This is a genomic window from Terriglobales bacterium (assembly GCA_035573675.1).
Classification (GTDB): domain Bacteria; phylum Acidobacteriota; class Terriglobia; order Terriglobales; family Acidobacteriaceae; genus DATMAB01.
The window spans coordinates 138,782-154,291 of record DATMAB010000018.1; the positions used below are offsets into that span (position 1 = coordinate 138,782).

15 protein-coding genes are annotated in these 15,510 nt (G+C 63.5%); 1 reads left to right on the forward strand and 14 read right to left on the reverse strand.

The features are described from left to right. Positions 1–11: 11 nt before the first annotated feature. The 13 genes from rodA to VNK82_08675 form a co-directional block, all read right to left on the reverse strand. Entirely contained in the window at positions 12–1,106 is a 1,095-nt protein-coding gene (gene rodA / locus VNK82_08615) for a rod shape-determining protein RodA (protein ID HXE91009.1), read from the reverse strand. Next, on the reverse strand, positions 1,103–3,124 hold the full coding sequence (gene mrdA / locus VNK82_08620) for a penicillin-binding protein 2 (protein ID HXE91010.1): 2,022 nt from the start codon (positions 3,122–3,124) through the stop codon (positions 1,103–1,105). The genes rodA and mrdA overlap by 4 nt, the downstream gene beginning before the upstream one ends. Before the next feature lie 51 nt (positions 3,125–3,175). After that, positions 3,176–3,694, reverse strand: coding sequence for a rod shape-determining protein MreD (mreD, locus tag VNK82_08625; protein HXE91011.1), 519 nt, complete (start codon positions 3,692–3,694; stop codon positions 3,176–3,178). A gap of 2 nt (positions 3,695–3,696) precedes the next feature. Further along, the gene (gene mreC / locus VNK82_08630; protein ID HXE91012.1) at positions 3,697–4,746 is read right to left on the reverse strand and encodes a rod shape-determining protein MreC; all 1,050 of its coding nucleotides are present in this window, start codon (positions 4,744–4,746) and stop codon (positions 3,697–3,699) included. Positions 4,747–4,781: 35 nt separating this feature from the next. After that, entirely contained in the window at positions 4,782–5,846 is a 1,065-nt protein-coding gene (locus VNK82_08635; protein ID HXE91013.1) for a rod shape-determining protein, read from the reverse strand. A 145-nt stretch (positions 5,847–5,991) separates the two neighbouring features. After that, positions 5,992–7,272 (reverse strand): hypothetical protein, encoded by a 1,281-nt coding sequence (locus VNK82_08640; protein ID HXE91014.1) that lies wholly within the window; start codon positions 7,270–7,272, stop codon positions 5,992–5,994. A 129-nt stretch (positions 7,273–7,401) separates the two neighbouring features. Further along, positions 7,402–7,920 (reverse strand): hypothetical protein, encoded by a 519-nt coding sequence (locus VNK82_08645; GenBank protein HXE91015.1) that lies wholly within the window; start codon positions 7,918–7,920, stop codon positions 7,402–7,404. Positions 7,921–8,102: 182 nt separating this feature from the next. Next, the gene (locus VNK82_08650; protein ID HXE91016.1) at positions 8,103–10,154 is read right to left on the reverse strand and encodes an SPOR domain-containing protein; all 2,052 of its coding nucleotides are present in this window, start codon (positions 10,152–10,154) and stop codon (positions 8,103–8,105) included. A 15-nt stretch (positions 10,155–10,169) separates the two neighbouring features. Then, the gene (locus tag VNK82_08655; protein HXE91017.1) at positions 10,170–10,835 is read right to left on the reverse strand and encodes a hypothetical protein; all 666 of its coding nucleotides are present in this window, start codon (positions 10,833–10,835) and stop codon (positions 10,170–10,172) included. 92 nt (positions 10,836–10,927) lie between these two features. Beyond that, positions 10,928–11,512, reverse strand: a complete 585-nt coding sequence (locus VNK82_08660; protein ID HXE91018.1) for a hypothetical protein — start codon at positions 11,510–11,512, stop codon at positions 10,928–10,930. Positions 11,513–11,777: 265 nt separating this feature from the next. Next, positions 11,778–12,512, reverse strand: coding sequence for a CpsB/CapC family capsule biosynthesis tyrosine phosphatase (locus VNK82_08665; GenBank protein ID HXE91019.1), 735 nt, complete (start codon positions 12,510–12,512; stop codon positions 11,778–11,780). 125 nt (positions 12,513–12,637) lie between these two features. Next, positions 12,638–13,177 carry a hypothetical protein gene (locus VNK82_08670; GenBank protein ID HXE91020.1) on the reverse strand — a complete coding sequence of 180 codons (540 nt, stop codon included), beginning with the start codon at positions 13,175–13,177 and terminating at the stop codon, positions 12,638–12,640. Continuing rightward, the gene (locus VNK82_08675) at positions 13,174–13,923 is read right to left on the reverse strand and encodes a hypothetical protein (protein HXE91021.1); all 750 of its coding nucleotides are present in this window, start codon (positions 13,921–13,923) and stop codon (positions 13,174–13,176) included. Before VNK82_08675 ends, VNK82_08670 begins: the two co-directional genes overlap by 4 nt. Before the next feature lie 304 nt (positions 13,924–14,227). On the opposite strand from VNK82_08675, the gene VNK82_08680 reads away from it, so the two are divergent. Then, positions 14,228–14,635: a hypothetical protein gene (locus tag VNK82_08680; GenBank protein HXE91022.1), complete on the forward strand. Its 408-nt coding sequence runs from the start codon at positions 14,228–14,230 to the stop codon at positions 14,633–14,635. On the opposite strand, the gene VNK82_08685 is transcribed toward VNK82_08680, so the two are convergent. Then, positions 14,574–15,380, reverse strand: coding sequence for a helix-turn-helix transcriptional regulator (locus VNK82_08685; protein HXE91023.1), 807 nt, complete (start codon positions 15,378–15,380; stop codon positions 14,574–14,576). The genes VNK82_08680 and VNK82_08685 overlap by 62 nt on opposite strands. Between the last annotated feature and the right edge of the window lie 130 nt (positions 15,381–15,510).

Below are 15,510 nucleotides of genomic sequence, written 5' to 3' on the forward strand. Positions count from 1 at the left end.
TGTTGCGGGGGCTAGTTTACGAAGCGCCGCATGCGGATGTTCATCACCAGGCCGAGGGCGAGGAACGTGAACAGGGCCGAGGAGCCTCCGTAGCTCATCAGCGGGAGCGGGATGCCCGTGACCGGCATGAAGCCCACCACCATCCCGACATTGACCAGGACGTGGAAGGCCAACACTGCAACCACACCCATGATGATGAAGGAACCGGCGCGGTCGCGGGCCACCTGGGCGTTCTGCACCAGGCGCATCAGGACCATGAAGTAAAGCAATAACAAGCCCATGGCGCCCAACAGTCCCTGCTCTTCCGCGAAGCTGGCAAAGGCGAAGTCGGTGTGGGTAACGGGCAGGAACAAGCCCTGGGTCTGCGAGCCCTGCAAGAAACCCTTACCCCAAATGCCCCCGGAGCCGACAGCGATCAACGATTGCTGCACCTGGTAGCCGGAGCCCTGGGGATCGGCGGCGGGATCCAGGAAGCTGGTGAGCCGCGCCCGCTGGTAGTCCTTCAGTCCGAATTTCCAGACCACGGGCATCATCAGTCCGGAGCAGAGCAGGATGACGGCGGCATGCTTCCAGCGCATGCCGGCCAGGAAAAGACCCATCACCGCAATGGGCGCATAGGTGAGCGCGGTGCCCAGATCCGGCTGCGCCAGGATGAGCAGCATGGGCACGCCGGCAAGCAGCCCGGCCTTGACGATGTCCGAGACGGCAGGCTCGCGTTGTCGCATGTCGGCAAAATACTTAGCCACAGCCAGAATGACGACCAGCTTGATCCACTCCGAAGGCTGAAAGTGGGTGCTGCCGTAGATGCGGATCCAGCGCCGCGCACCCAGGTACTTTTGTCCGAACAGGAGGACCGCAATCAGCGAGACGATCGAGGCGATGTAAAACCAGTGGACTCGCTCCAGCAGCGTCTGATAGTTCAGCAGGCTCATCGCGAACAGCAACAGCACCCCGAACAGGATCCAATAGATCTGCTTGACGTGCGCGCCCGCGAGCCTGGTGTTGTACGTCGCGCTGTAAATTTCGGCCACGCCCAGCGAGCAGATCAGCAGCACCAGCCCCAACAGGGGCCAGTCGAAATCACGGAATGAGACAAAGCGAATCATGGGGATTGGGGGATGGACGAAGCGTCGAATTGACGGCTTGACGACTCCGTGCTGGGTACTTGCTTCTTTCCGGGGCGGGGCGGGGACTGGTAGGACAGAGACATGTCAAATCGCCCGGTACGAATGCGACCAGTCCCTGTTGGCGGGCCAGCTTCACCCCAGACCGCGGCAACCTCCACGCCGGGAGGTTGGGCGGGGCTCCGGCCTTCCGCCACCTTCACGCCGTTGCGCTGCTTCTTGTCGAAGTGGGCCTTGATCACCTGGGCGGCAAGGCGCGCGGCCACATAGCCGTGCTCTCCGCCTTCGACCAGGACCGCGACCACGATTTCCGGATTGCGGCGCGGAGCCAGGCCGACGAACCAACCGTTGTCCCGATAGCGCTCTCCGGTCAGCTTGCGCCGGGCCTCGTTGCTGACCACCTGCGAACTGCCGGTCTTGCCGGCGAAGTCGATGCCTTCGAGATGGGCGCTGGCGGCCGTGCCGCCGGGATTCACTACGCCCGCCATGGCGTCTGTGATGATCTCCCAGTTGCGAGCACCAATCGGCACGACCACACGATCCGGCACCTCGCGTGCCGCCGCAGCCTGGGCCAGGCCCTGCATTTCGTCGGGGAAAGCGACGTGGGGCCGGAACAGGACGCCATCCATGGCGATGCCGCCGATGGCGCGGGCCAATTGGATGGGCGTAGTCGCCACGGCTCCCTGACCGATGCCCACCGAGATGGTTTCGCCCGCATACCACTTCTGGCGGAAGGTGCGGATCTTCCACTGTTCCGAGGGCATGACGCCGGCCACTTCCTGCGGCAGGTCGATGTTGGTCTTCTGCCCCAGGCCATAGCGCGTGGCGTACTGCGCGATGCGCTCGATGCCCAGGCGTTCCGCCAGCGTGTAGAAGTAGGTGTCGCAGGATTCGGTGATGGCGCGCTGGATGTCCACGCCACCACCGTGAACTCGATGACACTTGAAGAAGCGCCCGTAAAAATTCTTGCCGCCGGGGCAAGTGACGCTCATCTTCTGGGCGATTCCCTCTTCCAGTCCGGCCACCGCCATCAGGATCTTGAACACCGAGCCGGGAGCCAGCTGCGCCTGGGTGGCCCGGTTGAGCAACGGCGTGTCAGGATCATTGACCAGCCGGCTCCACTCCTGACGCGAGATGCCTACGGTGAAAGCATTGGGATCGAACGTCGGGCGGCTGGCCAGAGCGAGCACTTCGCCGTTGCGCGGATCGAGCGCCACGATGGCGCCTTCATTGCCTTCGAGAGTTTCCTCCGCGGCGATCTGCAGGTCCAGGTCGATGGTGAGGCGCAACTGCCTGCCCGGTGTGGCCGCGGCCTCCTCCAGTTGTCCGACCTCACGCCCGCGGCTGTCCACCACCACGCGGCGGTAGCCATCCTTGCCCATCAGAAGGTGGTTGTAGGTTTGCTCCACGCCGTACTGCCCGACGATGTCACCGGCTTGGTAGAGCTCGAAGCCGGGCTGATCCAGCATGCGCTCGCTGACCTCGCCCACGTAGCCGATCAGGTGGGCCGCAAAGCCGTTCCGCGGATACAGTCGCCGGTGCACCATGATGACGTCGAGTTGGGGCAGTTCGGCGCGGTGCGCCTCGACGAACGCCAGCTCGTCCGGCGTGATGTCCTCTTTGATCACGGCCGGGCGGAAGGAGGGCTCTCCGGCCCGGCGCCGGAGGCGTCCCTGAATCTCCTCCACTGACATATGCAGGCCGGCGGCCATGCGGGCCAGGTCGTCCTCGGAGGGCGCACCCTGCTCGCGCTGGTAGAGCACGGTGAACGAAGGGTAATTGTCGACGAGGATGCGGCCTTCGCGGTCCAGGATCTTGCCGCGTGGGGCCATCACCGGAATGCCGCGGATGCGGTTGCGCTGGGCCAGCTGCTCGTAGCGCTCACCGCCGGAGACCTGCAGACGCCACAATCCGTACGCCAGCAGCAGGAACATGGCCAGCAGCGCATACTGCACAGCCGTGAAGCGATACGGCGGTATCTTTTCGGCGCGATCCAGCATGGCCACAGACTTCAGCGCGGATGGTCTATTGTAATGCCCTTTCTCCCGCCCCTAGGTTTTGTGCTTGAAGCGGTCCAAGAAAGCAAACAGGGGCAGCGCCACCAGGGCATTCAATACCGACGCCACCAACAGGTATCCCCATTCCCACTCCAGCGACTGCCGCACCAGGTAGCGCCCGATCACGAAGTACACGCCGGTGTGGAGCAAGTAAAAGCCGAAGGTCGTCAGGAATCGGGTCAGCAAGCTCTCTACATCCACGCGCACTCCGAGAGAAGACGCCGCAAAGCCGACGACGGTCTTGGCTATTCCGTACACGCCCAGCGGGTGGTGCGTGAGCCCATCCTGGAGCAGGCCGATCACGCTGCCGGTGAGCAGACCGGTCACCGGGCTGCGGCGGGCCACCGCCAGAAAAATGGTGACCAGCAGGGGCAGGTCCAGAATGTCGAAGCGGCGCACGTACACAGGCACAAACGCCTGCAGGAACAGCGCCGCCAGGGGAATGCCGATGCTGGCCGAGAGCGTGAAGCGATGGACCTCGATCTCGGCCCGCGAGCTGTAGGTGATGGGCACGCCTAACGCGATACTCCTCCGGGAGGCACGCTGGGAGGCGGAGCTTCATTCTGGGTGGAGACGGCGGGCTCCCCGGGTGGCGAGGTCGTGGCCGAACCCGCGGGCGAGACCGCAGGTTTCGGCGCGCTGCTCCCGGGCGCGGGTTTGGGTGTGATGCCGGGGAGGCGCTGGGCCAGGATCTCCGCCGCGCGCCGCGGCTCCTCGGCGGCCGTCGCGTCCGCGGGAACCTCCTCCATGCGAGTAACCACCAGGACCTCTTCCAGGCGATCAAGATCGGCTGCGGGTTCGACGACGATGGACAGGAAAGCATCCCTGCCGGGCGCGACGCTGCTCACGGTGCCCGCCGGCAATCCGCGGGGAAAGACGCGGTCGCCGCCCGTAGTGACCAGGCGCTCGCCGACTTCGACCTTTTCGTCGTTCATGACGTAACGCAGCATCATTCGGCCATCAGTCGTGCCCTTGAGCACGGCACGGAGTCGGGATTCCTCGAGGATGACGCCTACGCCGCTCTCCGGATCACGAATCTCCAGCACCTGGGCCGAGGTCGGCAACACGGCGGTGATCTTCCCCACGATGCCCTGCGGGCTGATCACGGCCATGTCGGGACGGATACCCTGCTCGGACCCCTTGTCGATATAGAAGACGCGCGAGTGCCGGCTGCCGCTGGAACCGATCAGGCGTGCGGCGACGGTCTCTCCAATGAACTGCTGCTTGAACGCGAGCAGAGCTCCCAGGCGGCGGCCCTGGGCGGCATCCTGCTCCAGCCGGGCCTGCTCCAGGCGCAGGCGATCCAGTTGCTGGCGCAGGGCATGATTCTCGGCACGCACGCCGCGCAAGTCCACGTAACTCAGCCATAGGTCGCGTACCGCGCGGTTGGCGGCGACCACGGCTTTCTCGATCGGGGAGATCGCGGCCACTGTCCAGATGCGGATAAGGGATTCGGAACCGGAATCGGTGGGGCGCCGGACCTGCACGCCCAATGCCAGCACCTGCGCGAACAGCACCGCGGTCAGGATGGTGAGGTTGCGATACCGGCCGATGAAGTTCTCCATGCTGCGACTCCGGCCCGCCCGGCCGGCACCTCGCCTTACTCGATGGAAATCTTGCGTAGCAGCTTGAAGTCGCTGAGCATCTTGCCGGTGCCCAGCACCACGCTGGCCAGCGGGTCGTCGGCGATCGAAACGGGAAGACCGGTTTCCTCGCGGATGCGCTTGTCCAGGTTCTTCAGCAGGGCGCCGCCGCCGGTCAGCACGATGCCGCGATCGCTGATATCCGCCGAGAGTTCCGGCGGGGTGCGTTCCAGCGCCACGCGAATCGCATTCATGATGGTGGCGACGCACTCGCTCAACGCTTCCCGGATCTCACTGTCGTCGATGGTGATGGTACGAGGGATCCCCTCGATCAGGTTGCGGCCCTTGATCTCCATGGTGAGCGGCTTATCCAGCGGATAGGCGGAGCCGATCTCCATCTTGATCTGTTCTGCGGTGCGCTCGCCGATGAGCAGGTTGTACTTGCGCTTGAGGTAATTCATGATGGCCTCGTCCATCTGGTTGCCGGCCATGCGCACGGAACGCGAGTACACGATGCCGCTGAGCGAGATCACGGCGATGTCGCAGGTGCCGCCGCCGATATCGACCACCATGTTGCCGCAGGGATCGGTGATGGGCAGGCCGGCGCCGATGGCGGCCACCATGGCCTGCTCGACCAGGTGCACCTCGCTAGCCTTGGCCCGGTACGCGGAGTCCATGACCGCGCGCTTTTCCACCTGGGTGATCTCCGAAGGCACGCCGATCACGATGCGCGGATGCACCAGCATCTTGCGATTGTGCGCCTTCTGAATGAAGTAGTTGAGCATCTTCTCGGTGACCTTGAAGTCGGCGATCACGCCGTCCTTCATCGGCTTGATGGCCACGATGTTGCCGGGGGTACGGCCCAGCATCTCCTTGGCCTCTTTGCCCACCGCCTCGACTTCGCCGGTGACCTTGTTGATGGCGACGATGGAGGGCTCGTTCACCACGATGCCCTTGCCTTTGGCGTAGACCAGCGTGTTGGCGGTGCCCAGGTCGATGGCCAGGTCGGATGAGAAAACGCTGAACAGGGAGCGCAGCCCCTGCAGGACGGACGACTCGGAATGAAGACCGTTAGATGACATGTTGCTTCACTTCAGCCCAAATTCGGTTGTGCCGACGTTGCCGTGGCGCCGTGTTGTCGAGATTCTAACCGATTTCGAAGGCGGGGGCGGTGCCCAACCGGACACCTCCCTGCACCGGAGGCCATGACCGCCCGGAAGACCCGGGCTACTGGATAACAACTTTCTTGATCTGCGTGTTCACTCCGCCCCGGGCGTTCTGGGCCGTAACGGTGATGACATTCTCCCCGCTAGGAAGGGGTGGGGTGAAGAATCGGAAGCCACCGTCCGGGCCGATGACCGGCACTTCCTGGCTATTGACCATCACGCGGGCCGCCGGCTCGGTCTGGCCCACCACTTCGATGACGCGGCCGTGCTGGCGCAGTTCCGCGATCTCCAGCCGGATGCTCGTGTCCTGGGCGGCCTGCTTGACCAAATCGAAGCGGTTGCGCTCGCTCTCCACGGACTCATGCCCGCGAGGGTCGATCGATTGCACCAGCCAGTAGTAAGTGCCTTCCTGCAGGCCGGTGGCGGCGAACTCCGTCCCGTTGATTTTCTTGTCCAGCACGGTAGAGGAGAAATACGGGTTCCGCGAGACGCGCAGGTGGTACGTGCGTGCATCGCTCACCGGAGTCCAGGAAAAGGTCACCGGCCTCATGCTCCCGCCGGTGAAAATCGGCATCATGTTGGGAGGGGTGATCAGGGTCGGCGGACTGATTTCCTTCTCCTTGGTCATGCGCGCAGAATCGGACCGGAAGGAGACTTTCTCGTAGTCGGCCAGTTGCACGATCTCGTCGCCGCGGCGCACCTCGCCCGAACCGCGCCGCAGCAGGATCTCATGGCTGTCCGCCTTGGGGTCGTTACGCACCTGGGCCGCGCTTTCCGGCGAGAGGCTGGCGGTGGCGCCTGCCACAATGACTTCGGACTTGGAGCCCTGGACGAACGTGGCCGTGGCCAGATCGACGGTGCCGGTGGTTACCTGAACCGCGACCTGGGTTTGCTGGGCGGCGTTGGTCGAGTTCTCCTCGATGACGATCAGCGAGTCGGACTTCACGGTGTAGTTGGTGCCATCGGTGAAGACGATCTTGGCGATGCCCTCGGGACCGGTCTGGACCACGTCGCCCTTCTCCAGAGGCAGGTTGTAATCGGCATTCACCCAATCGCCGCGAACTACTTTCTTGACCCGTACAGAACCATCGATCTGGGTGAAATGCGCCTGCTGCGGGCCGACGGGAATGCCCTTGTCATCCGCATTGACCAGGCCGAGCTTCTCAAAGAGGCCTCCCACCGCGACTCCCAGCTTTGCCAGTGCAGGGCGGGTGGTGCCCGGGAAGGCAAAATAGGCGACGACTCCGGCAATCAGGATGAGGGAGAGGACCGTTATCCAGACGCTGCGGTAGCTGATGGTCGTCCAGGAAAGTTGGATCCCGGGTTCCTTTTTAGGTGACACGAAGACCGGAAAAATCCTCCCGCAGCTTTTTCCGGAAGGTTACCACAAAACCAGGCCGGCAGGAGTAGCGATTCCGCCGCAAACCACGCGCCGAATCAACGTGCTAACGTCGCGGCGTTCAGGGCGGAATCAGATAGCCTGGATGCGTATCTCCAGGGTTTCAGACGCCGGGTCCTCGGAGCCGTGCGCGATGCCGGGAAGGCCGATCCGCAAGGGTTCTGTCCTGGGCCGCTGGCGGCTGAGGCGGGTCAAGCCTATGACTGCGAGCGAGGTCATCGAAGCGCACCCGCTGGAATACGCGGTGCGCCATTCCATACAGGAACTGCCGACCCCGTATGTCGCGGGGATGAGCCGCTCGCGGGGTGAGCCAAGTGGCGGCTGATTCTCCCAACGCACCAGAGTGAGATCCAGGCCCTGGCCCGAGCCCAGGTTCCAGTGCGCAACTAGTTCGGCGCCCTCCGTGGGGTGCAGAGAAGTCAACGACGACAGTTGAACGCCGACGCTGGGCAACACCACAGCGCGCAGGATGACGGTCTCGGGGGTACTACCTGCGCCATCGTCGGCGAATGCCCGGGAAGCCAATCCCGGCAATCCCAACAGCAGGGTGAGCACGGACAGCAGCCGACGGGCGGTTATGGGTGTCATCATCGCGTCGCCTGGCGTCTAGCCCGACCAGGCAGGTAACGACAAGCTACTCCACGCACTATCCCCGGAGCAATGGCAGGAAAGTCGGGTGGCATGGCACAAAGGTGGTAGTCGGAAAGAAGATGTTCCGTTTCCGGAGGAAACGGGAGGTGCGACCCCGGACAGAGTCCCGAAGCCGCGGGACGTCAGAGACCGGAGGTTGAAGCAGAACGGAGCACGGCCAGCCCCGCCGGTTCAGGCGAGGTCTTGAGCATGGCCGTGAAGCCCTCCTGCGAGAGCTGCTCCTGCGCGGCCTGGGCTTCCCTCTTGCTCCGGAACGGTCCCACCTGGACGCGGTAGAGGGACGCACCGGAAGAAGCGCGCAGCACCAGCACCGGATAGCGTTTCTGGCGAAGCTCGTTGGCCAGCTTGTCCGCGCTCGCGGCGCTGCTGAGCGCGGCCACCTGCACTACGTAATCCAAGGAACCCGTAGGGAGCTGCTTGAACCGCACCGTTCCTGCCTCGCGGTTCGCGGCGGCTGGCGGGGTAACTGGTGGGGGTTCGTTCCTCTCTGGCGTACTCGTTGTCTCAGAGCCGCCGGCGGATGCGGTGTGGATGGGCCGCGCGGGCGGCTTGACGCGCCGCAAGACCACGGCAAACGGAACCGCCTCTTCCTCGGGACGCGCCGCCACCGTAGCCGGAGACGAAACCACCGCATAGTAGCCGGGGACCAAGAACTGATCCAGCAGCACGCGTACCGGGTACGCGCGCTGCCGCTTCACCCGGACAAAGAACTCGCCGTTGGTGTCGCTGAAGGCGACTTCGTTGTCGATCTGGAGAGCGGCGCCGCTGATGGCTGCGCCCTGTTCATCTTCCACCCGGCCGCGGATCAGGTACTTGGGCAGGCTGAACGCCATGGCCCGCTCGCCCACATGCAATCCTGAGTATCGGTACAAGGAGCTGTTGCCGAAGGCGGTGTATCGCAACTTGCCCTCGGGCGTGACGTAAGTCTGCGCGTTGAGGTCCACGGACCCGAAGGGTCGGAAGCGAAGCGTAAGGCTCAGCGCCTGCGTGAAGGGGTTGGCGCGAAAGGGCACGTACAGCGTCTGGTAGTCCACGCCAAGGGAAAACCGGTTGGAGGTAAAGTGTCCGCCGAACGACACCGTGGTCTGGCCGTTGGAGTTGGTTACCAGTTGCAGCAGCTCCAGCCGTGGCGAAATGACTTCGCGCACCGTGGCGCTGATGGTACTCGCCGCCTGTCCCCGATTGGGCTGGCTGCGGTAGTAGTTCACGGTGGTGTCAATGCGGTCTGTGATCCGGCGGCTCGCCCAGATGAAGGTGCCGAGATTGCTCGAGCTGAGCACGCTGGACTGGTACACGCCTCCACCGAGGCGGATGGCAGACCAGTTCGTGCTCGCCTGGAGGTTGTTGACGGTGGCGCGCAATCCCTGACTGTTCTCCCCGGGAGGTTGCAGCAGGTTCTGGTGTCCGCCGACGATGGTCAGGTTGTGTCGCGGGCGCAGGGTTACTTGCAGGTTGGCGCCGTCCACCTCGGTGTGGATCGGCGTCTCCACCAGCACGCGGCGGAAGCGGTCGCCGGCATCGATGTAGGCGGCCTTCACGGCGAACCAGTCCCGTTCGGCATCGGCGCTGAGCGCGAGGTAAGGCTGTCCGGCCCCAGTGCCCGCCGAAAACGAGGTTTTCAGCCACGGCCGGGCCTTGAATTCCAGGCCGTGAATCGAAGTCTGCTGGCGAGAAAGAATGTTGCGTGAAAACACGCTCAGGCGCTCGGTGACGGGATGGTCCAGGAACAGCACGGCGGCGGTCTGGTCCACCTGGGCGGCCCGGAAAAAGGGCGTGCCGAACGAGTTCGAGGTGGCTCCCGCGAAGGCCAGAAAGCGCGTGTTCCGCCACGTGCCGGCCACACTCAGGCCCCGCCCCAGGAAGTAGTAGTTGTTGTCGAAGATGTCAGTGGGCATGGCGAAGCGGATGCTGTCGTCGCCCAGCGTCCAGGTATGGCCCAGGTACTTGGTGCGGACCAGAGCGCCAAAGCGCAGCTTGCCGTCGAGGACGCCCACGCCCAATTGGCCCTTGTAGTTTCGGCTCTGAATCTCGAGCGAGCCTCCCTGCGCGTCGAGCAAGGACGAAGAGCCGGCGCCGATGCGGAACACCTGGGCCTGGGTCAGGGGGGCGAACAGGACAAGCGTAAGCCCGAGCCCCAACGAGCAGACAACGCGGCTGAAGATCGGTGCGGGCATGGCGTCCGCGAAAACCTACTGGCTGGCAGCGGTGACTCGCTCCTCCAGAGTGAAGTCGGCAAAGCGCAAGGTGACTTTCTCCGGCGGCTCCGGTGACTCCCAGGCAATCTCGACCTGGCGCGGACGCTCAGGAAACATCGGGAAGCCGTTGTGGGTGATCTTGTTCCGCCTGGATGTGACCTCCGCCGCCAGGCAACGGCCGAAGTCGGAACTCAGATTCTCCACGCGCAGCACAAGCTTCTTGGCGGCGGCGTCATAGGCGGCCTTACGCACGGCTACGGCCGGCTTCTTCACGCGTTGCTTGGGCAGCAGGTAGACGGTGTGCGGAAGCTGCAGGCGAATGTTCATGCCTTCCGCGGTCTTGAAGCCGTAGCCGGTGAAGTTGCTGTAGATCACGAACCAGGCCGGAGCCTTGTCGGCCCAGGCCTCGTAAAACACCAGATAGCTCTGCTGGGGAGGAATGCGGAAGCTCATCGTGGAGAGCTTCAGGTGGATGCTCGGGTCGAGCGGGCGATAGGAGATCTCACCGGTTTCGGAGACCGTGAAGCTGCGGGCGTCGAGCACCACGTTCAGCGGCTCCAGAGTGTCATTCACCAGCTCGAAGCGGCCGCGGGCTTTCTCGCCGTATTCAAAAATCACCGGGCGCACGGTCTGCGCCGCCGCAGGAGCAGCCAAGAACAAAAGGCCGAGAGCACAGCCCATCGCGAGCTGTGCTCTCTGCCAGAACCTGGGGGGAGGACCAAGTCTCATGCCGTCTCTCGAAACGGCGCGGGCTAGTTGACGGCCTGCGCCTGGATGTTCAGCGTGCCCACGTAGCTGTCTGCCGGAAGCTGCGCCAGCGAGCTGAGGTTGATGTTGAAGTCCATGGTGTCGTTGCGGCTGGCCACCTTGTTCAAACCGGTGATGGCCTGGTTGAACAGCCGCAGGCCGGCGCCCGCAGCCCCGAAGCCCACTGCGCTCGCGGCGTTGGTGCTCACCGCGCTCGCGGCGCCACCGTTGACGCTGATCTCGACCGCCGAGGACGGAATGTCGGTGGTGTTGGCCGGATCCTGGTGCACCAGGGCCGCTGTCGCGCTGCCGAAGTAGGCATACAGGTTCACCTGCGTACGGCCCGGCTTGAGCACCCAGGACGTGGTCGACGTGATGCTGGTGTCGCCCGCGTTGGTGGCCGAACCGGGGGTCAGCGTGAAGTTGACGCTATTGCCCGACAGGCTAATGGTCAGCGACTCCGCCAGAGCCGCGTTGAGGGTGATGGACTGGGCGCCGGAGTTGATCTGCGCCGAAGCCAAAGACGAGGTCATCGCTACCACGGCCACTGCAAGGCCGACTTTCGCGATCTGCTTGCTCCACTTGCTCATAACGATTGTCTCTCTCCTTGTGTGTTGTTCCAGCCGGTAGCTCGGGCAACTTGAGAGAGTCTGTAGTGACCCGGGAGACCAACCGCCCCTGGAATCCTCTGAATTTTTTCCCACTACCCAGTTTCATGGGACGATGGGACGCCGTGAGGAAAAGCACTCGACGTGCCAAAACGCAAGCGATTAAGAATCAGTGAGATATATGGGGTTGCTCGAACTTGTCTCGCCCTTGCAGGCTGAGAACGTCTCAGCGTGAGACGAAATCGTGTCAGGCGTTGCGGGGGTGGGGGAAATACGGCAGTGGCTGGTTGTGGAGCACGGCGCGCGGATTCTGCTCTACCAGAGCCAAGGATACCTCCGGTCCACACAGGTCGGAGACCGCATCCCGGCCAGCGGAGAGGATGGGCGGGCGGTCCTCCAAATCGTGGGCGTCGCTCGCCAGAATATGCACGGCTTCACGCCGTAACAACCACTTGGAGAGCCGCCGCGCGGTTTCGCCGAAGCGTCCCGTCAGGGAGGCTGCGGTCACCTGGATGACACAGCCCGCTTCCGCCAAGCGAAGGATCTTTTCTGGCTGGCGTTGCAGGAGAGGGTTGCGCTCCGGATGCGTGACAATGGGTGTAAGTCCTTGTGATTGAAGCCGGTACAGGGCGTCCGGGAGGGAGGGGGGAAGGGCGAAGTCGCTGAATTCCACCAGCAGGTACGACGTCTTGCCAATCACGTAGCGGTCCCTATGTGCCAGGGCATCCTGGATGTTATCGAAGGTGAAATGGAAGTCACAGCCGAGATGAAGCCTGGGCGCTGGACCAAGTGCCTCCTGCAATCGAGCCACCGCGGCTTGGTGCTGCGAGCGATCGTAGGAGTAGCGGTCATTGGCATGCGGGGTTGCGACCAGATCTGAAATCCCGTCCCCGGCCGCCATTCGGCACATTTCCAGGGCGATGTCCCATGACTGGGCGCCATCGTCCACCTGGGGAAGGATGTGGCTGTGGATATCTACCATGGACGAGCCATTTTAGCCGCTCCTGCCCGCTCCGCCGTCGGCTGGCTGGAATCGACCGGCCATGGGCGGCCATCGTGCCAGGTAGTCCCTTCTGGCATGTTCCGAAAGCGGAACGCTGAAGCGATTCAGAGTGCGGAAACGATGCGGGCAGCGTATGCTGGCTGCTGCAGGCGGACCAGATGGGCGACCCGCTCACGCAGCAACGTGTAGCTTTCGATGACCTGGCCGAGGGAGAGGCGAGCCTGGGGGAAAGCAATCAGCAGACCGATCTGCACACGCGCCATCTGCGCGTACAGGCGCATCTGCAGGGCGCGATTGACCAGGTCCTGAGCGCTGCGAGCGACTTCGGGATCGGCGCTGGCTCGCGCGGCCTCGCCGACACGCACCAGCAGGGCCGCGTTGTGCGCGGCGCGGCCCACATATTCCAGCGCAGCGCGCAGGCGCTCCCGCTGCACCTGGCGGAACTCGGAAGCCGGAAGGCGCTCGCGCAGGAAGGCCTCCTGGGAGGGATCCATGAGGTTGCGAAAGGCCTCCAAGTCCACCGGCTGGGTGAGGCTCTCGACCTCATCCAGCGACTGGACGGCCGCAGCCTGCCCGCGCAGGGCGCGAAACAGCACGGCGACGCCCGCCAGCGACACCAGCACGAAGAGGAGAGAGAAGATCATCGTTGTAGCAATTGCAGCAGCGCCTGGTTCCAGCGCTCCACCGTCTCGCGGGCTGGCACTTTCTGTGTGGCCTGTTCCGCGGGCCGGGGAACCGCGATGTACCAGAACCAGATCAGCGTGGCAGCGACATAGGAAAGCCGGGTAACTAGGGACCAGGTCTCATGTGCAATCCAACCCGATTCCGAGCGCATGCTCACTGCGGTGAGTTCGACACTGACGAACAGGCTCATGCCGAGCGCGATGCCAAACACCAGATGACGCCAGCCAAGGCCAAAGTAGGAAGAAAATACGAAAAGGAAGAACAGCAGGCCGAACTGCAGGATGCGGACTGCCCGTGCGACTGGAAGAATCGTACTCATGAAAATGTCATCTTCGCCGGCCGGCAAACTCATACTGAGCAGAGCGAGAACCACCAATCCCACGGCTACCCAGCGAAACACTGTGCGGCCGAGCCGATCAAGGGTCGGATAGGGTTCCAGAACATGCCGGAAGAGTTCGCCGATGACAGCCAGCCCCAGCGCCACACTGACGGCTTCGCCAATCCAGTACGCGTAGAAGGCGAGGTTGAGGTCCACACTGGTGAGATACAGGCCCAGGCCCGAGCGCAGGTTGACTACCAGCGTGTACGAGAAGAAAACCGGGAACGTCCGGGCCAGGCCTTTTTTCCACATAAGGACCAGGATGGCGCAGCGGATCAGGAACGCCACCAGCCAGGCAACGTAGACGTCGGGAGCGTAGGGAAACATGGGCTGCCGCAGGAAGCATACCGCCCGCCGCAGCAGCCCACAAGCCGGAACTTCGTTTGTTCCGAATCCGGAAATTACTTGCAGGTCGGAGCACCGGGTCTGCAGAGAGGGGGCTGGTCGCCGTCGGCCAGCGATGGCGTGGAGCACGTACCGACCAGCAGAAGCGTGGTAAGCAACAGACGAATCAGGGTTTTCATGGGATTCTCCTTGGGCGCGGATGCGCACCACAGGGAGTCTGACGGCTCGCTGAGTGGCTTGCCGAAGGAAGATGGAGGGTGTTCTTAGTTCGGAACATGGAACAGCTATGACGTTGTTCTCGGCATTGGAAGATTTCCTGAAAACCACCCTCAGCCGCGTGCCGGGCCGGTGGAGCAAACTGGTGTATGTGGCGGGACTACGAGAGCAAGGGCGCTACCGCCACTGGGGATTGGAGCGTGTGCACGGAGAGCCGGCGGTGCAAGACGCACTGCAGGAAGTGCACCAGTCCTTGTTCCTGGAGGTTCTGCGCACGCCGCTGCCCGAGCTGCTGGAAGACGCCGAGCAGTCTGCGGTTGAGCAGGAGTTGGAAGCCGAAGCTTATGTGAACGGGCTCGGTACGCGCCGGGAGGCCCTGCTGCCGTCCGACCTGGGAGGCGGCTCAGCCCGTCATTTCAATGCAGTGCTTTCGGCGCTTTCGTCCCTGGTTCAAGGCCACCCGCGCGCCAGTCGCTGATGCGCATGGCAATGCCGACCACCTGCCCGATGACCTCGGCATCCTGCGGATGCCGCAGGATGCGGACGGGAACCGGCGAGAGGGGATGGGGCTGGATGATGATGTTCCCGTCCTCCAGGGTGCACCAGCTGCATATGAAGTCGGTGCGCGTTTCCAGGAAATAGATCGGCCGCTCATATTCGCTGCGCCAGCCGCCTCGCGCCACCTCGGTACGGGATTCATCAATCTGGACAAACGTGCCCGGCAGCAAGAGGGGGTACATGGTGAAGTCCTCAGTCCCTATGTATGCGTAGGTGTATTCGTCACGGGAAAACCGGGCCAGGAATGCCAGGGGAACGGTTCCCCACTGCTCGACGATGCGACCCAGGTTGAAGGTGCGGCGCGGGTCGAAGCCGGGGTCGATGCGCACCGGCAAGCGTACGGCTGTAACCCCATTGAGAGCCTCCAGCCGGCGGGAACCGGGCTGCGGCGCCACGTCCAGGTCAGCGGCGGTGTCATTCACATCGATGCCGTACAACCCAAGCAGCTCGCGCAAGTCGCGCCGATAAATGACGGCCAGCGAATACAACCGGTAGATACTGGGCAGAATGTTCTTGGATTCGATATCCGAGAGGCGGCTCAGGGAGATGGCGAACTCCGGGTTACGCCGCCGCGCTGCGATACGGCAACTGGCGGTTTCCACTTCACGGATGGTCAAGTTCAGTTCTTCGCGAATCAAGCGCAGCTGGTGCCCCGGTGATGCCATGCCCGCCTCCCTTGTTTTCACCCCGCTCTAGCCGACCCTGGGACGCGCTGCCCGACTGGAAGTGACCTTCCCGCTCGGGTGGAGGGTCGATGTTCCGATTTCAAAACAATAGAGGGTACCTCCAACAGGC